We start from the raw sequence: 22,761 nt of genomic DNA on the forward strand, positions 1-22,761 counted from the left end.
CGTGCCAGAGTATAAAATTGCTACCAATATCTATGTCACCAGTTGCAGCGTACGGGTATCTGTTGCAAAGTCGCCAGCAAACTGTCCGCTGTTGCACACCCAGCCGGACACATCGGACACCCCGGACACTTTGATATTTATTGATGAGTGTTATTTTGACACATAATTAAATTTCATGAGCAAGCCTTTTGGTCCGACTGCCCAGCCGCTTTTGGCATTGGCAAAGGCCACGGTATTAACCGGGGTTTTATCCAGTACTTTCCAGGTTTTGCCCGCGTCATGTGAGATACCCGAACCCGCCAGGCCTGCTGCGACATAGGTTTTTGCTGCACCCGGCACGGTGGTAATGACAGACATGAAGCCTTGCGGCAATACCTGGGCTGGCTGCCAGGTCTGGCCACCGTCTTCGGTGCGTACACCGTTGAGGCTGTTGAGCTGCGGTAGTTTGTAATCGCCACCTACTGCCATGCCATTTTTTTCATCCACGAAAGCGACCGAGAACGCGCCCTTGCTGGCCGCTGCTGCAGGCAGGGGCAGGATTGCCGCTGACCAACTGATGCCGCCATCTGTACTGGCAAAGGCACGTGCCTGACTGGCACCGCCAGTGACTATCCAGGCATGCTGGTTGCCATAGGTAGCAACACAGGTGCCGCTGGCAGCAAACGCGCCTTCATTGGGTAGTGCGGTCAAACCGGGGTGTTTGTTTTCTTGCCAGTTCAGGCCGCCATCTGTCGTCACCAGGATCTGGAATTGGCCTTCGACGGGGTCGCCAAACAGCATACCCTGTCTGGCGTCAGAAAATGAGATCGCATCCCAGAAGCCGGTCTTGGCGTCATTGGTTTTCAGCAATTGCCAGCTGGCACCACCATCCCGGGTTTCATACAGGCGCGACAGGGCACCCGGCCCGGCACTCATGATAATCGCGTGCCTGGCATCAAAGGCATGGATGTCACGGAAGTCCAGGCCTTCTGCGCCTGCTACCTCTATCACCTGCCAGCGTTCACCATCGACAGTACGCAAAACCGTGGCCTTGGCACCACTGGCCCAGGCGATCTTGGGGCTGACGACAGACAGACCACGTAATTCAACCTCAGTGCCACTGGTTTGTGGCACCCAGGCGTCGGCAGCATAGGCAGCATTGAATACACTGAACAGGATTGCAACGCTGATACGAGCAAGTTTCATGAGGAGATGAACCAGGAATAATCGTGCTGCTATTGTAATCCTTGCATTCCTTATTTATTCGTCAGCAAGCGTAAAAAATTCGCATTCATGGTGTTCAGGGTTTCTTGCAACAAAGACCGCAAACCAGATGAGGCGTTGCTGGAACTGATGCTGGAACTAAGTTCGGCCTGTTGTTCCAGTTGCTGCATTCGCCTGACGGTTGCGAGTGCAGCCGCACTGATGCCATCGTCTGCCTGCAGTGCAGCACGTTCGCCCTTGAGTGCCGTCATCTCACGCAATTGCCCGACTTCAATTTGTGCCTGACGCAAGGTGAAGTTGCTGCTGATGTCGAACTTGAGCAAATGTTCATCTGCATTCAGCCGCGCATCGACATCGGTATGGCTGGTGAACTTGACGATGATGGCAACCAGTTCTATCGTCAAAAACCATAGCAACCACCAGATGAATTGCAGGCGCCTGTGCATGTCGTTTTGCAGCATGTCCCAGGTGGCTGCGAAGTCGGCAGCAAAACCTGCATGGGATGCTGCCTGTATATGCTCAGTCTGGATTTTTTCCAGCGCTTGCGCATCTGCCCTGGCTTTGCTGGCGATGGCATTGGCCTCATGACGTTCTTCTGCCACTTGCGCTTTCTCTGCCAGTTTCTCTTTGCGCCAGGCGATCAGGGTTGTGTTGATGTCTTGCTCTTGCCGCAAACACCTGGCTTTGGCAGCGTTGATGCGGTTTTGTGCTGCGCTGATTTTCTGTTCCAGCAAAATAGCTTCTGCAGGCAAGGCTACAGTCATGGCCTTGCGCCAGTTGGCGATCTGCCCATTGGCGCGGCGCTCCTCTATTTTTGCCTGCTCACGCAGAGTCTGCAATTGCTGGCGCATCTCTGCCATTTGCGGTGGTTCGCTGTGCAGTTTGTCTTCTGCCTTTTGCAGTTTGTCATCCAGCGCTGCCACATCCTGTTGAAGCGTGGGCAAGCCAGTTGCCAGCTGCGCGCTTTGCAGATTTTGTATCAGGCGGGTGCGTTCCAGTTCACCGGTTTTCACCGTGATCTCTGCACGGTTGCTGTCGACAAAAAAAGGATAGACCATGGTAATTGCAGACAGCAAGGCCAGCAGGCTGCGCCAGAAAAGGCCCATGCTCTTTGCCCGCCAACTGGCATCCGATTGTATCGACATGATCATCTGTCTTTCCAGACACCACTGGAATACCGCCCACAAACAACCGGCAATAATGGCACCGGTACTGCTGACATTCACCATGCTGGCCAGCATATGCGCCATGCCATAACCGGCAAACAGGGCAAAGAAAATGACCAGTGCACCTATGCCAAAATACTTGTGGCGGCCACGTGCATACAGATAATTGCCATTGCTGTCCTGCGCATCCAGCACTTTGAGGCTGACTGCTGCTGACAACGCCAGCAGGGACTTGCTTGCGTGTATCAATGCGTGCACCAGTGCCTGCATAAAGATCCGACTATTGAAATTGCGCATCACATATTCCTGAACAAGACCATGAAGGGTTGGCTGACGCTCAGCGTCTCCGGTCTGGTCTTGAGTTTGACCAGACCCTTGCCACTATCCTCGCGGCTGATCGAGGCAATCGCACGCAGGTTGACTATGGTGGATCGGTGGATTTGCTTGAACATGCTGTTGTCCAGCACCTGCAGCAAATCGCGTATCGGTTTGCGCAGCAGGGATTCACCCTCGGCTGTCATGACCACGGTGTATTTACTGTCAGCCTGGAAGTAGGCAATATCGTCGACCATGATGAGCCGGGTTTCATTGCCCACGCTGGCGGTGATCCACACCAACGGTGCAGGCTTGGGCATGTCTGCCGGGCCACCACTGAGCTGGCGCACCAGTGTGCTGATGGCCTGCAAATCAGCCGTGCCGGTCAGTGCACGCATTTGCAGACGCTTGACGGTGGCCAGCAATCTGTCCTGGGTAATCGGTTTCAGCAGGTAATCGACTGCGCCTTTTTCAAAGGCATCAATCGCATACTGGTTATAGGCAGTGACAAACACGATCTGGCTTTGCGGGCTGACTTCTGTCATGGCGGCGGCCACTTCCAACCCGCTCAAACCCGGCATGCGTATATCGAGAAACACCACATCTGGCTGATGCGTGGCGATCGCTTCCAGTGCACTGCCACCATCATCGCAGGCAGCAGCAATTTCCAGATCCGGCCAGGCCATGCTCAGTTGCTGCAACAAGGCTTCACGCAGCAGGCTCTCGTCTTCGGCAATGACACACTTAGGCATGGTGTTCTCCCTTGGCAGTGACAGTTACAGCGGGTACGGTGATCGTCGCGGCAACGCCGCTGGGGAAGTTACCGACCAGCACAAAACTCGCTGCATTGCCATGCGCCAGGCGCAGGCGTTCACGCACATTCTTCAGGCCTATGCCGGTGCCGCCAATTTCTGTCCCCAAACCATTACCGTCATCAGCTACTGTGACAGCGACATTCCCTTCATGCTGTCTGGCGATGATCCATATTGTGCCGCCACCGGTCTTGGGTTCCAGACCATGCTTGATGGCGTTTTCCACCAGGGTTTGCAACATCATCATGGGGAAGGGCAGGGTTTTCAATTCTGCCGGTACCTGGATTTGTATATTGAGGCGTGTGCCCATGCGTATCTTCATGATGTCAAGATAGGCGATGGATCTCTCCAGTTCTTCCTCTATGGTTGAGGCCGTATCTTCAGTACGGGGCAGGGAGTGACGCAAGTAAGTGATCAGATTGCCCAGCATCTGATCAGCCGCTGCTGGATCAGCCCGCGTCAATAATTGTGCACTGGCCAGGGTGTTGTACAGGAAGTGCGGTTCTACCTGGGCATGCAGCAAGTTGAGTTTGGCTACCGTCAATTCTTTTTCAGTCACAGATTGGGCCGCGCTGGCTTTTTCCTTGCGTCTGCGTTCTGCAATGCGGCGGGTAATGGCGCGGGTGATGGCTTCGGCATTTTCCAGATTGGTTCCATTATCGACGAGGAAAAAATCTGTCCACGCCGGGCGCTCAGGTTCACAAATCAAGGTCAGGCTGCCTACGCCATCGCCGGGTGTGATGGTAGCGAGAATCTGGTTGCGTTTGGTCGTCAGAAAATCCAGCACCTTCAGCTCGTCAATGAAGTTGGCCTGGTAAGGGTCTATGCGCTTGATCTTGGCACGTATCTGCAGGCTGTCTCTGGCGCTCTCGGTATCTTCCGCACCTGGCAATTCGCGGATGGCGGCATCGATCAGCTCGAAAGCTTCGCTGGCTTCCAGCGGGATTTCTATCTGGCGGCGCTGGCGGTTGGCCAGCGTGCTGGTGTCCACCTTGCTGGCAATCAGGCGCACCCGGCGCACGTGCGAAAAGCTGATGCCCATGACCAGCACCACGAGGCTGAGAGGTATGAGGATAAATTCACCCGGCATGCGGTTCCTGAAAATGCCATTCACGATCAATATCGTCGTGAACATGATCAGCGCACTCCAGCCAAAACTGGCACGTAAGATAAACCAGATAGTCGTGAACATTGTTATTTCCTTCTTATTTGCGATTGCTGCCAAGAATAATTGCCTGCGCGGCTTTCGTCTCGCATTTTCCGACGAAAGCAAAAAAAATCTGATGAATACGGGAAACATGGGATCAAAACCTGCCAGTGAGTATTCCCAAGGCATGCAAATAGAGCTTGTATTTTTACTGTGTGGCGCATAGTATTATGCTGTGTGTGACACAGTATTGATAAAACAGGAAGGAATCAAAGACATGTCAGAAGACCGGCTGGACAAAATGCGTCTGGAATTGCGGCGCGGCGCGCTGGTGCTGGCCGTACTGGGTTCATTGCGGCAGGCACAGTATGGTTACTCCCTGCGCAAAGCCTTGCTCGACCATGGTCTGGATATAGACGAGGGTACTTTATACCCGCTGGTCCGGCGGCTGGCTGACCAGGGTTTGCTGGACAGTGAATGGCAACAGGGTGAGGGCCGCGAGAGGCGCTATTACATCCTGTCGCAAGAAGGTGTGGAATTACTGGAAAAACTCACGCAGGAATGGCAAGCCTTGAATGGCACGCTGACTACTATCTTGGAGACTGGACGATGACTCTGCTGCAAAAATACATACATGCGGTGAAACAGGAATTGCCGCTGGCGCAAAGGGAAGACATAGGCCGTGAATTACAAGCCAATATTCTGGATCAACTTGATGCCATCCGGGAGCAAGCAGGCAGGGAGGCGTCTGAGGAAGAAGTGACAGGCATATTGCAGAAACTGGGTCATCCGGCTCAGGTAGCGGCGCGTTATATGCCAGTCACGCCTCTGGTCAGCAGTGAGTTAATGCCTGCCTATAAGCTCGTCATGAGTTACGCCCTTGGCATTACTTTGCTATTGCAAACATTGAAAAGTGCGGCAGTGTTTTTACAGGCGGAGCATTACAAGGTATGGCAGGCAATGATGCAATTGCTGGCCGGGTTTGTTGAGCAAGGGACGTTGGTGTTTACCTCGGTGACGGTGGCATTTTATCTGGCTGCCAAAAGCGGGATGTTACCCAACTGGGCTAATAACAAGACTTGGCGGGCGCAGGATTTACCTGAGCAGGAATATGAATGGCAACGGATACGTGGCAGCGACATCATCACTGATTTAGCCAGCTGTGGTTTTATCCTGCTGCTGATCTGGCATAAATTGTGGATGTCAGACACTAGCCTGCAACAGTTGCGCGTGGATTTTTCGCCAGCCATTGCAAGCTACTTGCCGTGGATGAGTGCACTGCTGCTGTGCTCCATTGCATTTTGCATCTGGTGTGCACTACAGCCTGTGTGGAGTAAATTGAAACTGCAATTAAACATAGTACAAAATACCATGTATGCTGCGTTGTTCTTCTTGTTCAGTCAGCTTGATGCACTGATATATAACATAGGCTTGCCAGCTATACTGGACCTGCAAAGGCTTGACCGTGGCATACGCCTGGCCTGTCTTGGCTATGCCTTGTACTTGCTGTATGAATGCGTGCGGGATGGGCGTCGCTTGCAGCAACTGGGTGGGACTGCGGTTGATGTGAAATTGTCCAGCTAATTGCATGACAGCCTGTTCGATTTTTAGATTTTTTTGAGAGTCAAGGAGTTCAGATATGGATATAGATCCCGTGGAAACCGTAGAGCAATTAACAGAACAGCAGGAAGAGGCCAGACAAGACAAGGCGACACGTCAGTTGAATATCTGGGTTGCCATTACCGTGGCTTTGCTGGCGACCTTCATGGGCATATGCAAGGTCAAGGACGACAATATCGTTCAGGCCATGCAGCAATCGCAGGCCAACAAGATAGATCACTGGGCCTTTTACCAGGCCAGGAATATGCGGGAAGAACTGGCCAAATCAACAGAATTGCAACTGCGTCTGGCCGCCAAAAATGCGCCTGTCGACCAGAAAGCAGAGTATCAGGCAGCCATAGACAGTTATGCGAAGCTAGGCAAAGAGCAGCACGAGAAAAAAGAAGAGTTGAAAAAACAGGCCGAACAAGACCAGATCGATTATGACAATGCCAATTACAAGGATGATCAATTTGACTTGTCAGATGCCTTGCTGGCGATAGCCATTTCTTTGCTGGCAGTGACTGCCCTGACCAGGCAGCGCTGGCTGTATTTTGTGACCCTGGTACCTACCGGCTTTGGTGTATTCATGGGCCTGGCAGGCTTGATGGGCTGGCATATACATCCAACGGCGCTGGTGGCCTTGTTGTCTTGAAATATCTGGGAAAGAGATGGAGGCCAGACGAGTAAGTTTTAATTTTGAAAATTAAAGATATGCTATTGTCTTCGAAGTTTGTGGATGGGTATTCCATGCATCCTGCCTGCCACGCTAATGCTGCGATTTATACCAAAACCTCATCTTAAAATCAAAGGGTCTGACATGGATATCCAACTGAACTTCATCAATAATTCGAATGACGTCAATAATTCTGAAGTCATCATTTTCCAAAAAAATGTGGCAACAAATTTTGACGAATTGTCCGTTGCCTGGATGGTCATCAAATACTGCGGTGTTGGCGACAATCACCCCTTTACTTTTCCCATGAGCATGGCTGTCGGAGCGAGTGATTCATGGGGCAACCATACACCGCAAATGGGCGCGGAATATGGCAAACTATATTGTATGAGGCTAACGTCTTCCGGTGACAGGTTGGTTGCTTGTGGCGATGGCACCAGTGCCAAGGAAGTACAAGTGCTCAATGACTTGTCGAAAGGTGCTATCAATGCATCCATTTATAAGAATGGGAAATTGCTGGCGATCAAAACTTCCATCGCTCCTCAGCAAAAAGCAGTCTTCGAATTCGAGCCAACAATCTGGATAGGCGTTGCTTCTCAGGTCGAACAAGGTCAGGTCATGAACTCGGCCATTATTTCGAATATCAATACTGAATTATCACTGCTGGGTATAGCGAGTGCGGACATTGTCATGACAGGTGGTGGTCCAGGTCGCAATCCCACACCTTTTTCTTTTAATTTGGAAAATATCGTCATGGCCTGAGGCCATGTTCAGGGCTTGCCAGGTGGATCGAGCCGTATCACCGCCATCGGTGGTGGCTCGTTCGGCAACCATTTTTGATGGATGCGGGCGAAGTGACCTTCTTTCTTCAGCCAGCGCAAGGCATCTTCCCAGACCTTGATGGTGCTTGCTGGAGTGGAGGTGGAAAAAGCCAGATACAGTTCCAGGCTGTCGAGGACTTTGACTTTTTCTACATCATCCGCAGAGCGGCCTATTTCTTTCAGTACCGATGACACCACAAGGCTGCCCTCTACCCATAAATCAAAACGTTTGGCCAGCAACATATTGGCGATGATTTGCGGTGTTGGTGCCTGTTCTATATTTTGAAAACCCTTCTTGCGGGCGGTATCTGCAAAGATGCTGGAACGGTAGGCACCGACCTTGAGTTTTTGTATCTCGTCCCCCATGCTGTGCAGGCGTGTGGCATTGCCTTTGCGCGTATATAAAGACGTGGTCGAGATGGCGATAGGGCCTAACAAGACCATGAGTTTTTCGCGCTCTTCTGATCTGCCGACGGTGAACAACAGGGTATTGGGTTCTTCCAGCAAGGCCTTGTAGCCACGCGCCCAGGGCACAACCTGTATGGGCTGACTGCTGCCTATATGTGCCTGCATGGCTTGCACGACTTCGACTGCCATGCCTTCTGCTTTATTGCCGTTGCCAAAACTGATGGGTGGCCAGTCTTCGGTAAAAATTTGCAGTTCCTGCGCCTGCACATGCATCAGAAACGAAGGCAATACCAATGTACAAACCAGCAAGGTTTTAAGCAGTGTGGAATAGCTGGCGAAGGAGGGAAATTTTTCCGGGCGCATCTTGAACCATTATCTTATTGTGCAAAATGTAAGCAACATTTGCAGACTGTGATGATAGTCTGTAAAGACTGTATTTAAGAGACTGTATTGCGAGTGCTTTGCAAGATGATCGTATTACCGGAATTTACAACAATTGCCGTACTGATGGTAGAGGTATGCGAAAACTGTGTTGGTTAAACCGCATACCGACACAGTTTTCTACAAATGGGATTTGATTTAAAAGACGTATTAGTTTTTTCCTGTGCCTGATTTTTCTGCCATTCTCAACTCCAGTGCTTTTTGAAAATCCATGATAGTCCCGCTGCGGCCATGTACACCGACCAGTTGTTGCACCTGGAGCTGATATTGTTTGATTAAGCTATCCAGTTCCAGGCCGACATCAAACACTGGCGGGATGGGGCCAATTTCTGGCAGATAGAACAAGTCGCCCTGAAACACAATCTGGTTAACTGCATCATAAGCCACCAGCATGTCTGATGCATGGCTGCTTGTCATGGGATAAATGCGGATACTGCGGCCACCAAGATCGAGATCACATGCTGTGCTGACTTCGATCACCCTGCTGGCAACTTCCTGACCCAGTTGCCGCTCCACGGCCATCTTGCCATCCTTGCCTGTCAAAATCTGTACACCTTCATGCATGTACGCTGGTGTACCAGCGATATGGTCGCGATGGGTATGTGACAGCACGACATAGGCAAGTTTGCGGCCGGGTGCAGTCTGCTCTATCAATGCCCTGACCTTGGCGGTTTCGGCAACACTGATGGGGGCATCATAGATTGCCACGCTATGTGTGCCTACCGAAAAACTTGTGTGATAACCGGATTCGTTACCATCGACCCGGTAAGTGCCGGGGGCTATCATGGTGGCGCGGAATGCGCCTTTGTCTTGCTTTTCTACATAGCCTGCTGGCAAGTCAAAAGCGTGGGCATCAAGATGCACAGGTACTTGAGCATTGATACTCCATTGCAGTACCAGCTTGTCACCATTTTTGATCGTAATCTGCCTTGGTTGTTTGAAATTTTGTACCGCGCTGTAGTCTGCATATTCATAAGCAGATGTGGCAGTTTTGGCGCTCATTACCTGGCCGCTGCTGCGCTCAATAATCATGCTGGCAGGCCGTCCCGCAGCATCACTAAAATTTATTTTCTCGTATTTTTCACTCTCTGCACCTGGTAAGCTGGCGGACACGCGCATGCTGGCATGTTCCAGCAATAATGCCGGGCTCAGGAACAGCATGTTGGCGTACTCATTGCGCGCCTCTGTTGCATTGTCTCTGTCTATTTCAATACCCTGCCGCCATTGCAGCAAATCGACCTCCGCTACACCATCCTTGTTACCCGTCGTCAGGAAATGAAACTTGATATTGCCTGGCCAGAGTGATTCACTGATGGAACGGAATTGTCCATCGCTTTGCAGTATCAATTGCTGCTTGAGTTTGATTTCTTGCGTGGCATTCTGTGGGCTTGCAGCCTGGTGCGACGCATAGCGTATGCCCTGCATATCGAGGGTGACAGCAAAGGCAGGAGAAATTGTTTGGGCAACAGCACTGCTAGCAGAAAATAAAATGCAGATGCCTGTGATGAGCGGTAACAGTGGCAACAGCCGTAATAGTCGCAATGGTCGTAACGTAGGTGATGTAAGCATCATAGCCTCTGATTATTGGTGAACGAAGTAATTCCGCATGCCTTGCATGGCATGTCAGTTTGGGCAAAAAACTGAAGGGCTGGTTCAACAAAACCAAACCTCTGCAGCATGCTTTCGTCACATCTTGGTGGCGGGACTAACAGGGGGATCCGGGGTATCTAATCAGGAGAGGCGATCTGAGGAAACAATAGTCAGGCAAGAGCATCAGCCTGGCAGTACGCAGAGTAAAGCAGTGACGAGCAGAAAAGAAAAAGCCAGCCCTTCGTCCCGTATGACCGGACAGGCTGGCTTTTTAAGCTTAAGGGTTTAAGGATTAACGTTCGCTCAAACCACGTATTTTCGCATTGCGTGGATCATCCTTTTCTTTCGGTGGTTCAGCTCTTGGGGCAGGCGCAGGTGCTGGTGTGGGGGCAGGTGCAGGCATTGCCCGTGGAGCTGGTGCTGGCATCGGCGCTGGTGCAGGCGTATGCACTATCGCTGGTGCAGGAGCCTGTCTCTGTTCCATCCGTGGCTCCATGCGTGGTGCCTGCTGGGGTGCTGGCTGTATCATGGGTGCTTGTGCTGGCGCTCTCTCTACCGGCCTTTCCACTGCTCTTTCGACTGGCGCGACTGGAACGGGTCTTTCCCTTGTGCGTTCAACCGGTCTTTCATTGCCACGGTCTATGCGATCCGGCTGGCGTTCAACGCGCGGTTCTTGCTGTGGATTATTGTTGAAGCTATTGCCATATCTGGATGACCTGTCATTGCTTTCGGGCCTGCCCTGGTTCACAGTATTAGGTGAATTCATGATGGCATTGTTGGCCGGTGTATTGGCATTCGGCGTACGCATGGGCGTATTGCTGATGACATTGACCGGTGGAGCCACATTATTATTGGGTGGTACATTCACCGTTGCTGCCGGTGTCGCTGGTGCAATATTGACTTGCGGCCTTTGATTGTAATTATTGCCGCCCTGATTGACATTATCCCGCATGCCGTTGCCATATTGGCGTGGCGCATTGCCTTGTATTTCCGGGCTGCGGTTCATATTGCCCATGCCCTGGTTGGTTGGATTATTCGCAGGGGCAATACTGTTGGCATTTACAGGCGGTGTATTGACTGCATTTGAAATAATGCCCGATACCGTATTTGGCTGTGCATTCTGTGTCCCCACGCCATTGTTTTGTGCACGTGGATTGCCATTTATTTCTGCCGGACGGTTCACTGAACGGATTTCATTCGGATTCTGATTGGTGATGGTACCCGCAGCCCGCGCTGGTGGCATGTCCAGGTTTCTTTGCCTGAACTGTTCACCGTTACGCAAATTGCCCTGGCGTGCTTCACCAAAGCGGTTATTATTGACTGGCGTGATATTCGGTGCCTCAGTGACTACCACCGGGGCCTGGCGGGTTTGTACTGCTGCGACAGGATTTCTGGACACCGGTAATACATGCTCGCCACGTACAAAGGTATTGGTTGGCACTATCGTCACAGCATTACGCACACCCTGGTTTACGAAGCGGGCATTTGTGATGCTGCTGTTGACCACCATGTTTTGATTCAGTCGTTGTATATAGTGGTTATTGTGGGTGTAGCCAGGCCTGTAGACTTCGCCAGGCCCAAGCGGGAACCATGCAACAGAAGGGTGTGAGCCTGGCCTGGATCCATGATTGTTGATGTAAGTGCTGCCGCCGACAAAGGCGACCAAAGCTGGCGCATACACCGGGCGCACATGATGCTGACGTGGGCCAGGTACCCAGGCCCAGCGTGTGCCTACATAAGCCCAGCGGCCATAATGGTAAGGTGCAAATCCCCAGGGCGCACGGTCTACCCAGGTCCAGCCCCACGGCGCAACCCATACCCAACTGCCGTCGCGGTAAGGTGCCCAGGTGGCGCTGACCTGACGTGGATACCAGACTGCGCCGTAGTCGGCGGTGGTTTCCCATGCGCCGTATTGATCAAGCTGCTCATAGCCGATCACTTCGCGCGAAACATAGCGCACGGTTTCCAGATTTTCTTCAGCACGGTCACGGTCAGCAGCCCATAGGTCAAAAGTATCGGGTGGCGGTACGTAGCCTATCATGGTGTGTTGCAGGTTACTGCCAGAGAAACGAGATTGTTCACCTTGCCTGATAGTGACAGTATCGCGTTCGCCACGTGCTATGGCTGTGCCACGCCGCACCAGCACGGTGGTGGTGTTGTCATCATTGACGTTAATCCTGTATTCGCCCGGTTCTTGCAGCGAGAACACCAGATTTGGGGTGCGTATGTCAAAGTTTTCTTTATTGCTGAGTTCACGCACACGTATCACCATGCTGCCCTGGTTCAGGTCAATTTGGGTGTTGTCATCGTCGAGCAGGCTGAAACTCATGCGTGTATTTTCTGCCATGCGCAAGGCATTCGGCCCTACATGCAATTCCGCTTTACCGGCATAAGGTACTTGCAGACTGTCGCCGGTAGAGATGGGACGATTCTGTACCAGCGAACTCCAGCTATTGCTACCGGCATCAGCGAAACTGACATTGCCATAAGAGTAACTGACCCTGGCGACACGCCCAGGCGGCTCATCCTGAGCCTGAGCCGTGCCTATATAAAACAGGCTGGCAACTGCCAAAGCGGCAATTTTTAGCAGGGGACGATGACGGATTTTTTTCCGTAAAACTGGCTGATCTGGGGCGGACATGGATTTCTTCCCGGCAAGGGTAAATAAAAGTGACCTGGTTCAGCTTTAACGCGCGACCAGTCTGTTTGGATGTCATGAAATGTCACAATTTTGTATTTTTTTGTAGCAGGTCGCTTAGTCCAGCTTTTCCTGGAGGTCTGACGAGGTGTGGTTGTCCGGTAAATCCAGACACCGCAGCTGGCTCAACTCTGTTGCACTTTGTAAACTAAATTCTTGTGCCTGTTCGATGAGCCATGTATGCACGCATTGAACGGCCTTGATGCTCAAGCCTTGTTTTGTGGAAAGTAAATAATAGTGACTCTGGCTTTGCAAGCCACTGTCAAAAAGTCTTTGCAAATACCCTTGCCTGATCCTGGCGCTGACATGGCTGTGACGCTCAAAGGCAATGCCATGTCCATGCTCGGCTGCTTGCAAAACCAGGTTGCTGTCATCAAAGCTGATGCTGCGCAAAGTCTGTTGCGCAGGCAATCCCAAAGCCTTGAAATAGGCTGACCAGGAGGAACCTGCGCCCCTGGTATTGGCGTGTACCAGAAGGGGCAATGTGAGCAAGTCCCGGGGTGTTGCAGGCTGGTGTCTGGCGATAAAATCTGGTGAGGCTAAGGGGTAATAGCATTCAGACATTAGTTTGCGGGCCTGCACATTGGCCCAATGACCAGTGCCAAACCGCAGGGCCAGGTCGACACCGTTCTCGCCCAGTTCTGCCAGTTCCACACTGGCCTGTATTTGTACCGAGATATCGGGATGGGCCAGATAAAAATCATGCAATCTGGGCAGTAGCCAGTAAGAGGCAAAAGCTGGCAGGCTGGCGATCCTGACAACCTGACGCGGGCTCTGGTGGTGCTGGGTGATGCGGTCGATTGCCGTACTCAGTTGGTCCAGCGAGAGGCTGACTGCCATATGCAGTTCGCGCCCGGCGTCGGTCAACCGGACACCGTTTTGACGCTCGAATAATTCCAGCTCCAATTGTGTTTCCAGTGAGCGTATGCGGTGGCTGACTGCGCTGTGTGTCAGATTGAGTTCTTGGCCTGCCAGACGAAAATTCTGCAAGCGGCCCGCCGCTTCAAAAATACGTAAATCATTCAAACCAGGAATTTTTCGCATGCCTATGTTTTTTATTCAGTGAGTTTTTCTCTATACCCTGGTGCGTATTTGTCGCTAGTCACGATGATGTTGCTACAAGATACTGTGGGCTTCATTGACAGGGAGTTTGTATGCAAAAGCAATATATACGCAAGGCCAGTTTTCTGGGCAGGAAAGTACTGGTGAATTTGCTGACCAGCATGATGTTGTTGAATATATTTTCAAACCTGGCGGTTGCCGCGGTTACCCCGGTTGCCACGGCTTACCCACTGGCGGCAGATGTCAGCAGCATTGATGGCATTATGCACGCCTATTATGATGTTGTCTCTGGCCCGGCCAATACGCCACGCAATATTGTCAGGGACATCTCCCTGCATCATCCCAGGGCGCAAATTTTTCCGGTCGTGCATGGCAAGGATGGCGAACCACAACTGCTGGTTTTTTCTGTTCAGGAATTTCATGCCTGGAGCAAGCCGGTCTACGATGCTGGCTTCTATGAGAGGGAAATCAAGCGCGAAGTGAAAAGTTTTGGTAGCTCCATCCACATCTGGAGCACTTATGAAACGCGCCAGGCTCCCGAAGGTGAAATGACGGGGCGCGGCATCAATAATATCCAGCTATATTTCGATGGACAGCGTTACTGGATATTGTCAGAAACCTGGGATAGCGAGAGCCTGCAAAACCCCATGCCCACGACAGCGGGAGCAGGCAAATGAAGATAGATCATATCTCCCTGCTGGTGAGTTCACTGGAAACCAGCATGCCCTACTATGAGTGCCTGTTGCCACAACTGGGTTTTGTCGAGAGCGGGCCTCAGGTCTGGACCGATGGTGAGGGTTTCTATTTCCAGTTCTTGCAGGCACACCCTGATACCCGTCCCTATGAGCGCTATGGTGCAGGCATGAATCACCTGGGTTTTGGCGCTACATCGGCAGAGCAGGTCATGCAAATCCGCCAAAGCATGCATGAGGCAGGGTTTGACGTGCCAGCAATGCAAAACCTTGGTGGTTCACTGGCTTTGTTCATGAAAGATGCCGATGGCATCCGGTTTGAAATTACTTATTATGCGCCAGGCGCGGCTGTGGTGGGCTAGCACACCCAGGAATGGCTTTAGCTGAGAATAGCCTGTGCAAAAAAATGTTCAGGGTTAACACTGTTCCCGCAGCGCACGGTGATTGAAATGAACCATGTTTTTGAGCCATTCCGTGCCCAGATGAATAAGCTCAGCATTAAACTCTGTTTGCAAAGAAAAATGCCCCCAGTCAATTTCGACATAGGCTTTTTGACCAGACAGGCGCTGGTAGCAATCCAGCGTCAGTTGTGGCTTCACCATCTTGTCGCGCTTCTGGTTGATGACCAGTACCGGCACTTGCTTATTTTCCTCAAGCGGTATCGCAAAAGCAGTATCGAGCATACTGGCAAAATAACGGGCCGTGACTGTGCGCAGAGTCAGCGGATCGGCTTGCCATTTTGCATAAAACCCTGTTGCCAGGTCGCGTTCATCCATCATGTTTTCAAAGCGCGCGAGTGGGCGGTAGGGCAAGCGTATGCGCGGCGCCAGTTTTGCGAGCAAGCCACTGATGATCCTACATGCTTTGGCCAGGCCGGGGGTTTTTGCCAGGGCCGCAAAGCGGGTAAATGCCAGGCCAGTGACTGGGTCGCCAAAGTCAAACAGGTTCAGGCAAACTGCAGCTGCCGGAGGCTTGCCCTGTTTTGTCAGCGCGGCGGCAGCTGCATAGGTCAGGCCACCACCTATGCTGCCACCGCACAGATAAAGTGATCCACTGAATTCTTGCCTGGCCCAGGCTGCGACATCGACGATGTTTTGCACTGCCTCAGCCACTGTAAAGTCCCCCATGGCACCGCCAGACCGCCCCTGGCCTTTCTGGTCAGGCACGATGACTGTATAGCCCTGTTCATAAAAAGCCAGCGCCAGGCCAACAAACAAGCCGCCATAACCACCACCGCCGTGATTCAATATCAGCACAGGAGCAGCTTTGTCTCGTTGCTGGTACAGGTCTATGTGCAACTCCACCCCTGTGGATTGCAGATGGCGGGTTTGCACCACAGCCAGCACGCGTGTCAACAAGGCTGGGTCGTGGTAGCAGTGCCAGTAAGTCTGGTTTGAGCGGGCTTGATTGAGTTTCATGATATTTAGATGAGGAAGAATGCATGGCTTTGGAGGTGATCTATAATATGAATAATCATTCACATTGTCTATTCGCATTCGGAGGCTGGTTTTTGCCATGACTAAATCACGCGTACAGCCTTTAAAACAGCCTTCTCAGCAACGTTCCAAGGTCACGGTGCAGGCAATTCTGGAAGCGGCTATTCATGTTTTCGATGAGTTTGGCTATGCCGCTGGCACTACTTCGCGCATTGCCAGCCGGGCCGGGGTATCGATAGGTTCGCTCTATCAATACTTCCCCAACAAGGATTCGATACTGACGGCATTGGCAGAACAACACCTGGCTGAAGGTCTGGCACTCAGTGTGCGCCTGCTGGAAACCCTGCGCACAACGACACAATCACTTGAACCTGTACTGCATGACATCGTTGGCCATATGATTGCCCTGCATGAGAACAATCCCGGCTTGCACCGGTTGCTATACGAAGAAGGATTGTTGCCCGCGCAATTGCGGCAGACCGCGAAGCAGGCAGAGCAGTTTTTGATAGAAGAAGTGGCACGCTGCCTGAGCCAGCGCCCCGACGTTGTCAATGTTGCAGACCGCCAGATGCAGGCCTACTTCGTGGTGCATGCGATAGAGCATTTCACGCACAGGCTGGTGATAGACCAGGCACCGGTGGAGTTTCGGTTGCGGGGGGAAAATGAACTGGTCAGTTTGTTGCAGCGGTATTTGCGGGTATAGACTCGTAGGTTGGGCTACGTTTCATCAGCCCAACACTGGGCCTCTGCAAACGTATACGTTATTTAAACGCCGAGTGTTGGGCTGGTAAACCGCAGCCCAACCTACAATACAACTACATCATCACATTGATGATGGCATTACCTATACCCAGGATAGCCGCACCCGAGATCAGACCGGCGCTGATTGCTTCACAACCCTCTACCCAGAAGGTATGTCCCTTAGTGCCTTTTTCAGAATTTTTCTTGCCCATGTACCAGAATATCAAGGCACCCAGCCACATGGCGAAACAGGATTCTGGTGGCAGGACCACGCCCAGGCCTATGGAGACAGCAGACAGCGGCAAGCGGCCACGAGTGATGACGTTAGTCACTTCGATGAACACTGCGCACAGGCCAGCCACCGCCATGGCGATGATGGCAGAAGTCGGCAAACCACTCACGCCCTTGGCGATGATCTCTGCCACACCCTTCCACTGCAAGGCAGACGGGAAGGCGAATTGCTCGCTGACGATAGTTGCCGTGCTGCGCAAACCATTGGCATCTGGTGGCAGGAACAGCAAAAAGAACAGCGGTACGCAAGCCAGCGCGCCAGAAACGATACCGATGATATGGCCGATGACCTGATGACGCGGCTTGCCACCCAGCATATAACCAGGCTTGATATCAGACAGCAGTGAAGAGGCATTGAAGGCGATGTCTGCAGTCATACCGGCTGGCAGCAAGTTATTGGCCGGATTGCTGCGGTCTATCGCACCCATGCTGAATTGCGTGATCTTGGCCAGCGCACCGATAGGTGCCCAGGAAGTCAGCGCCATCGCATTGATACAGATAATGGTCAGCACGAAGATCAGCGGGAAGGCAATCAGCGCCATGATGTAAGGCACGCCAAACAAGGTATTCACCAGCCAGGCAGCCAGTGCACACAAGACCGGTACACCCACGTAAGAAATCCACAATGGTACTTCGATGTCCTTCAATGGATCGGGACCTACATCTTTTTCTTTCTTGCCATTGCCTGTCATGGATTTGAAGGCCGCCTTGAACAGTTCAGGTTTAGCCAGCAAGCCCACCATGGAGCCGACCACCATCATGGTCACCGCCCACCACAAACCCCATTGATTGACAATCTCGGTACGGGAAATTGCCACCACCGTGCCATTTGGCAGGGTACGTGCAGCGATGTCGCCGTTTTGTATCATCCATGGTGCCAGTATGACGAAGTTGATGAAGGCACCCAGCATGACACTGCTGGCAACCCGCACGCCCATCAAGCCGCCGACACCAAACATGGCGACATCCAGGTTCAGGCGTAAACCCAGTTGGCGTATATCCGTGCCCATGATCTTGGGTAGCCACCACTGGAACTTGGTGGCAGTCACGTAGTAATAAGTATCCAGACGTTCTTGCAGGTACCAGGGCTCTGTCATACCGGCCCATTTGTCCATACGTAAAATCTTGAACTGGATCAGACGCATCCAGCCATCGCTGACGATGACCTGATACAGACCGGCGAACAGGCTCGTGTAGCCAAGCAGCTTGGCCTTGTACAAACCGCCACCGGCGCCATCGGTGTAAAGGGAGTCCAGCACCACGCCACAGGCGCGGCCTTCTGGGAAGGGCAGTTGGTCTTCATTGACAAAGCGACGCTTCAGCGGGAAAGCCACCAGCACACCTATCAAGGCCACCACAATGACCCAGACCAGCATTTGCCACCAGGGGATGATCTTGCCGGTGATCAGCATGTAGGCGGCCAGGCTGGAAATCATGGGGTTGATCATGTAGCCTGCAGCTGTGGCGATGGATTGCGTGCAATTGTTTTCCAGTATGCTGTAGTCGGCAGTTACGCCCAGGCTATGCAAAATCTTGAAAATCGCAAACGACAAAATCACTGAAGTCAGGCCAACACCAATACCAATGCCTGTTTTGGCACCGATATATAGTGCCGTGGCGGCCAGTATGCCACCCAGCAAGAAACCGGTCAGGGCTGAGCGCAGGGTAAGCTGCGCCATGTCCTTGCGGTAGACATTATCAAACCACCACTGATCTTTCTGTCGTCGTGTCCAGGTGCGTATCTGTTCATCATCCAGCTGTTGCAGAGCCATGTATCCTCCAATTTTATGTAAGGACTTGCGCAAAACCACCCCGACTGCACAGCAAAGACTGGCAGTAACAATTTTGCGTAAGTCCTGATTTTGATTTGCTGCCTTGTGGGCCGCATATCTATCCTCAGTGTCGCGCCATGGCTCAATTTTTGTAAGGATGAGCTTAGGCGGTAGCGCAATATAGTGTTAGCTGAAGATCATGTCAATTTTTGTGCACTGCATTGACGAATTAGCCTTGAACTTGACGATACGCGTGGAGTCCAAGAGCAGTAAAATGCATACAACAAAATTTGTAATAAATACATGCGGAGAGCATTTCATGAAACTCGATCAGGTGGCAGAAGCCTATGTCAAACTTGTCCTGGCGGTAGGCCAGCATGACCCCGGCTATGTTGATGCCTATTATGGCCCGTCAGAATGGCAGGCAGCATCACCAAAACTGCCTCTGGCAGACTTGTTGCAGCAAGCAGAAGAATTGACGAAACAGGCACAATCCCTGCCGCCTGCAGAGGCGGGGCAAGAGTTGCGCCAGGATTTTTTGGGCTTGCATGTCGCCGCAGTACGCACTTACATCGCCCATCTGGCAGGTAATAAACTGTCTTTCGATGATGAGTCAGTGGCCTTGTATGATGCCCGTTCACCCGATTTAAGCCCGGCAGATTTCGACCCCATCCTGGCCCAGCTGAGCCAGCTCTTGCCCGGTGAGGGTGATTTGAATACGCGTTTGAGTAGCTACGCCAAGCAATTTGAAATCCCGCAGGACAAGCTCGATGCCGTGTTCAAGGCCGCCATCAATGAATCGCGCGCGCGCACCAGGAAATACATCAGCTTGCCGGAAGAAGAAAATTTTGAGATTGAATATGTCAAGGACCAGGTCTGGAGTGCCTACAACTGGTATAAGGGCAATAGCTATAGCCTGATACAGGTCAATACCGACTTCCCCATGTTCATCAGCCGTGCCATCGACCTGGCCAGCCATGAAGGCTACCCAGGTCACCATGTCTTCAATCTGCTGATAGAGAAACACCTGGTCAATGAAAATGCCTGGCTAGAATACAGCGTCTACCCTCTGTATTCACCCATGTCCTTCCTGGCTGAGGGCAGTGCCAATTACGGCATAGAAGTCGCCTTCCCGCATGCAGAGCGCATGGCCTTTGAAAAAGAAGTCCTGTTCCCGCTGGCGGGCATAGACCCGGCCAAAGTCGAACATTACTATCAGGTGCAGGAAGTCCTGCAAAAACTGACTTACGCTGGCAACATGGTCGCCAAGCAGTATCTCGATGGCGAAATAGCTACCGAAGCCGCTGTCGCCATGTTGATGAAATATGCCTTGTCTGACGAAGCCAGATCGCGGCAACGCCTGCGCTTCATGGAAAAACATAGATCCTATGTTATCAACTACAACCTTGGCCAGGATATGACCAAGACTTATGTAGAAAAACTCGCCAAGCCGGGTGATGAACAAAGCCGCTGGCAAGTCTTTGCCGAGCTGTTGTCCAAGCCCCGCACCGCTTCCATGATGAAGGTCTAAGAACCTGCTTACGATCTTAAGCGCGAGCGCAACGTGAGTCCAGCGCGGGCCTCATGCGCTGCTCTTCAACCCGCTGACGCACGCTCGCTACAGATCGCAAACAGGTTCTAAGCTTCCAGCTTAGCTATATTAGTTATTTGGCGTGCCTTATCGACATCCGGGCTGCGGTAAGCTTTTTCCGGGATCGTCGATAAGGTCGATGCATGCACTTGCTGGTTATCGAGCCCATAGAATTTCTGGAAGCTCATGATCAGCGGCTTCCATTTGTCGGGGTCTATGCGATCAGGATTGCCATCTTGCAGTAAGGACGCATCGACATGCAGGCGTTGTATCCGCAACTCGAACGTGAGTATGCCACCCTTCAACATGGCTTCGTCATCTGCTATGCCATGCATGGCCGCGACTGTGCATTCCTGTTGCACCAGGCATTCCTGCACCCGTGCTGCGGCCACGGTTTCTGATTTTTGTGGCGTCAAGCCTGCCAGTTCAAATTTATTCCTCTCCAACCGGTAACCGCGTGCCGCCTTCCACGCCGACATCGCATCCGAGCCTGTCGTCAGCGCTAGTTTGTTGACTGCTGCTACTTCATTGACAGAAGCCAGATTAAGTACGCACTGGCCGTTTCTGTTCAGGTTGCGGGCAGTTTGTGAGCTGGAACCTACGCCTATGACGGCGCGCCAGCCCAGCCAGAAGATGGAGGAAATCGGGGCCAGGTTAAAACTGCCATCTTCATTGACAGTGCTGACCAGAATGACGGGGGTGCCGAAATAGAGTATGGCGGATTCGCTGCTGATGTGCATGGTGTCCTCGCTTGTTGGTTGTTCGATGTTTGGTTCGATGGAGGGAGTATGCAGGGTGTTTTTTGTTTGGGCTGGCTGGAAACGGACGAGGGATTTTTGGGCTCAGCTTGAGCATTTGCAGAATTTGAAGATATTAACCAGGCTGACTATTCGTTAATAAACAGCAATTCTAAATACGTAATTCCACCGGGCTGGCGCTCCAGCGGCGTTCGTGACATGCCGTGTCGTTTTTTGAGTGTCGTACTCTGACTAAAGCGATTACCCTCCGTGGATACAAGCCGGGTCTCGGCCCGGCGGCCGAAATACTTTCTTTGCGTCGCCAAAGTAAGTATTCAAAGAACCGCGACCCAAGCGTCGTCGCCCCTGCGGGGTTCCCATTTGTGCAATACAAAAAATGGGAAAGTCCGAAAACTCGCCTTCGGCCTTGCCCTTAGGAACATGCGCTTGCAAGCGGTTGTCGTTACGCAGGCGCGCAGCAATGCTGCACGAGACCTCTGCTACACCTCAAACAGCGGCTCTTCTTAATCCATTTTCTGTACTGCACAAATGGCGTCGACACATGGGAACTGCTGAAAGTCAAAAACAACGGCAAACCCAACAGCAACAGCAGAGCCACCAATATTCACATTCCGATTGAACGCTCCCTTCTCAAATCGCCAGTTGCTGATACATCCCGGTAATCTTGTCCATCACCTCCAGTATTCTTTCGCTGGTGGTTGCCACGTTGCTGGCGGATTGGCGTTGCAGCTTGCCATCACCAGTTTGACGTAATGCGGCTTCGAAAAATGTCCATTGCGACTGGGCCAGTAGCAATTCATCTTTCAATCTGGTATTGCTGCCGCTGGCAGCTTGCAGGGTTTGCATGGCGGTGGAGAATTCCTTGCGGGTGTTTTCTATGCTGCTGGCAGCATTGCCGGGCGCGATATTCCAGCTGGTGGCTTGGTAGAGTTTGGCCAGGCGTTGCGACAGCATGCGCTGGCGGCCTGCCAGGTTGACCAGTTTGCCTGTGCTGCTGCCTGCATGTTTTTCCAGTTGTGCGGTGACTTCATCGGCCATGTGCAGCAGAGTTTCGCTATGCTTGAGTACCAGCCTGGCGTCGCTTTGATTAGGGGCCTTGCCTACCAGTGCCTGCTTATATTCCTGCCAGGTTTTCTCCATGCTGGATAAATTGCTGCGTATATCTGCTGCGGGGGCAAAGGCATGTAGTTCTACCAGTTGACGGTCAAAGCTGGACATGGATTGATCCAGTATTTTCTTTGATGCTTCTGTTTCCACATTTAAACCAATTTGCAAATAAGCCTTAGCCAGCCTTTGCGTTAGCATGCGCTGGCGGCCAGCCTTATTGATAGCGTCGTGTACTCCAATAATCTGGGCCATGGCCGGGTGAGGTAAAAACAGATTGGCTGCCATGATGGCACTGCCAGTGACAAATGTTCTGCGTTGCATGCCAGCTCCATATACATATCGAATTCAATGGAGTTCAGGCTAGTCCGCACAAGGATGAAAGACTATTCTTCGATGGAACTAGTCCTGCTGTTTTTGACATAGGATTTGATATAG

The 22,761-nt window shown here is 52.0% G+C and carries 19 protein-coding genes and 1 pseudogene; 8 read left to right on the forward strand and 12 right to left on the reverse strand.

Features of this window, described 5'->3' with window-relative positions:
• Window positions 1-150 precede the first annotated feature (150 nt).
• The 4 genes from AC07OI_RS13605 to AC07OI_RS13620 are packed head-to-tail and all read right to left on the reverse strand — an operon-like array spanning window position 151 to window position 4,688.
• Entirely contained in the window at window positions 151-1,185 is a 1,035-nt protein-coding gene (locus tag AC07OI_RS13605; protein ID WP_495257617.1) for a WD40/YVTN/BNR-like repeat-containing protein, read from the reverse strand.
• Between the two features lie 50 nt (window positions 1,186-1,235).
• Entirely contained in the window at window positions 1,236-2,666 is a 1,431-nt protein-coding gene (locus tag AC07OI_RS13610; protein ID WP_495257618.1) for a DUF4407 domain-containing protein, read from the reverse strand.
• On the reverse strand, window positions 2,666-3,436 hold the full coding sequence (locus AC07OI_RS13615) for a LytR/AlgR family response regulator transcription factor (protein ID WP_495257619.1): 771 nt from the start codon (window positions 3,434-3,436) through the stop codon (window positions 2,666-2,668). The genes AC07OI_RS13610 and AC07OI_RS13615 overlap by 1 nt, the downstream gene beginning before the upstream one ends.
• Window positions 3,429-4,688, reverse strand: coding sequence for a sensor histidine kinase (locus AC07OI_RS13620; protein ID WP_495257620.1), 1,260 nt, complete (start codon window positions 4,686-4,688; stop codon window positions 3,429-3,431). Before AC07OI_RS13620 ends, AC07OI_RS13615 begins: the two co-directional genes overlap by 8 nt.
• A gap of 232 nt (window positions 4,689-4,920) precedes the next feature.
• Here AC07OI_RS13620 and AC07OI_RS13625 point away from each other — a divergent pair, with 232 nt between their 5' ends.
• The 4 genes from AC07OI_RS13625 to AC07OI_RS13640 all read left to right on the forward strand — a co-directional run bounded on the left by AC07OI_RS13625 (window position 4,921) and on the right by AC07OI_RS13640 (window position 7,680).
• The gene (locus tag AC07OI_RS13625; RefSeq protein ID WP_492703212.1) at window positions 4,921-5,256 is read left to right on the forward strand and encodes a PadR family transcriptional regulator; all 336 of its coding nucleotides are present in this window, start codon (window positions 4,921-4,923) and stop codon (window positions 5,254-5,256) included.
• Window positions 5,253-6,227: a hypothetical protein gene (locus tag AC07OI_RS13630; protein ID WP_495257621.1), complete on the forward strand. Its 975-nt coding sequence runs from the start codon at window positions 5,253-5,255 to the stop codon at window positions 6,225-6,227. Before AC07OI_RS13625 ends, AC07OI_RS13630 begins: the two co-directional genes overlap by 4 nt.
• Window positions 6,228-6,282: 55 nt before the next feature.
• Entirely contained in the window at window positions 6,283-6,897 is a 615-nt protein-coding gene (locus tag AC07OI_RS13635) for a DUF4337 domain-containing protein (protein ID WP_495257622.1), read from the forward strand.
• Between the two features lie 165 nt (window positions 6,898-7,062).
• Complete coding sequence (locus tag AC07OI_RS13640; protein ID WP_495257623.1) at window positions 7,063-7,680, forward strand: hypothetical protein; 618 nt, start codon at window positions 7,063-7,065, stop codon at window positions 7,678-7,680.
• Between the two features lie 8 nt (window positions 7,681-7,688).
• Here AC07OI_RS13640 and AC07OI_RS13645 read toward each other — a convergent pair whose 3' ends face one another.
• From AC07OI_RS13645 to AC07OI_RS13660, 4 genes and pseudogenes are all read right to left on the reverse strand, one after another.
• Entirely contained in the window at window positions 7,689-8,510 is an 822-nt protein-coding gene (locus tag AC07OI_RS13645; RefSeq protein WP_495257624.1) for a substrate-binding periplasmic protein, read from the reverse strand.
• A 228-nt stretch (window positions 8,511-8,738) separates the two neighbouring features.
• Window positions 8,739-10,160, reverse strand: a complete 1,422-nt coding sequence (locus AC07OI_RS13650; protein ID WP_495257625.1) for an MBL fold metallo-hydrolase — start codon at window positions 10,158-10,160, stop codon at window positions 8,739-8,741.
• Between the two features lie 1,600 nt (window positions 10,161-11,760).
• Window positions 11,761-12,819 (reverse strand): annotated as a pseudogene (locus AC07OI_RS13655) (DUF6600 domain-containing protein); the annotation flags it as partial.
• Window positions 12,820-12,933: 114 nt separating this feature from the next.
• The gene (locus tag AC07OI_RS13660; protein WP_495257626.1) at window positions 12,934-13,920 is read right to left on the reverse strand and encodes a LysR substrate-binding domain-containing protein; all 987 of its coding nucleotides are present in this window, start codon (window positions 13,918-13,920) and stop codon (window positions 12,934-12,936) included.
• A 110-nt stretch (window positions 13,921-14,030) separates the two neighbouring features.
• Between AC07OI_RS13660 and AC07OI_RS13665 the strand changes: the two genes are divergently transcribed.
• Both AC07OI_RS13665 and AC07OI_RS13670 read left to right on the forward strand, forming a co-directional pair.
• Entirely contained in the window at window positions 14,031-14,615 is a 585-nt protein-coding gene (locus AC07OI_RS13665; RefSeq protein ID WP_495257627.1) for a hypothetical protein, read from the forward strand.
• Window positions 14,612-14,992: a VOC family protein gene (locus tag AC07OI_RS13670; RefSeq protein ID WP_495257628.1), complete on the forward strand. Its 381-nt coding sequence runs from the start codon at window positions 14,612-14,614 to the stop codon at window positions 14,990-14,992. Before AC07OI_RS13665 ends, AC07OI_RS13670 begins: the two co-directional genes overlap by 4 nt.
• A 54-nt stretch (window positions 14,993-15,046) precedes the next feature.
• Here the strand turns inward: AC07OI_RS13670 and AC07OI_RS13675 are convergent, their stop codons facing one another.
• Window positions 15,047-16,048, reverse strand: a complete 1,002-nt coding sequence (locus AC07OI_RS13675) for an alpha/beta fold hydrolase (RefSeq protein ID WP_495257629.1) — start codon at window positions 16,046-16,048, stop codon at window positions 15,047-15,049.
• A 97-nt stretch (window positions 16,049-16,145) separates the two neighbouring features.
• Here AC07OI_RS13675 and AC07OI_RS13680 point away from each other — a divergent pair, with 97 nt between their 5' ends.
• Window positions 16,146-16,769, forward strand: a complete 624-nt coding sequence (locus AC07OI_RS13680; RefSeq protein WP_495257630.1) for a TetR/AcrR family transcriptional regulator — start codon at window positions 16,146-16,148, stop codon at window positions 16,767-16,769.
• A gap of 112 nt (window positions 16,770-16,881) precedes the next feature.
• Here AC07OI_RS13680 and AC07OI_RS13685 read toward each other — a convergent pair whose 3' ends face one another.
• Window positions 16,882-18,870, reverse strand: a complete 1,989-nt coding sequence (locus AC07OI_RS13685; protein ID WP_495257631.1) for an OPT family oligopeptide transporter — start codon at window positions 18,868-18,870, stop codon at window positions 16,882-16,884.
• A 319-nt stretch (window positions 18,871-19,189) separates the two neighbouring features.
• On the opposite strand from AC07OI_RS13685, the gene AC07OI_RS13690 reads away from it, so the two are divergent.
• Entirely contained in the window at window positions 19,190-20,401 is a 1,212-nt protein-coding gene (locus AC07OI_RS13690; RefSeq protein WP_495257632.1) for a hypothetical protein, read from the forward strand.
• Between the two features lie 107 nt (window positions 20,402-20,508).
• On the opposite strand, the gene AC07OI_RS13695 is transcribed toward AC07OI_RS13690, so the two are convergent.
• Window positions 20,509-21,201: a flavin reductase family protein gene (locus tag AC07OI_RS13695; RefSeq protein WP_495257633.1), complete on the reverse strand. Its 693-nt coding sequence runs from the start codon at window positions 21,199-21,201 to the stop codon at window positions 20,509-20,511.
• A 648-nt stretch (window positions 21,202-21,849) separates the two neighbouring features.
• On the reverse strand, window positions 21,850-22,647 hold the full coding sequence (locus AC07OI_RS13700) for a type IV pili methyl-accepting chemotaxis transducer N-terminal domain-containing protein (RefSeq protein WP_495257634.1): 798 nt from the start codon (window positions 22,645-22,647) through the stop codon (window positions 21,850-21,852).
• Between the last annotated feature and the right edge of the window lie 114 nt (window positions 22,648-22,761).

The sequence above is a fragment of the Undibacterium sp. GW821-FHT07F11 genome, assembly GCF_059418665.1.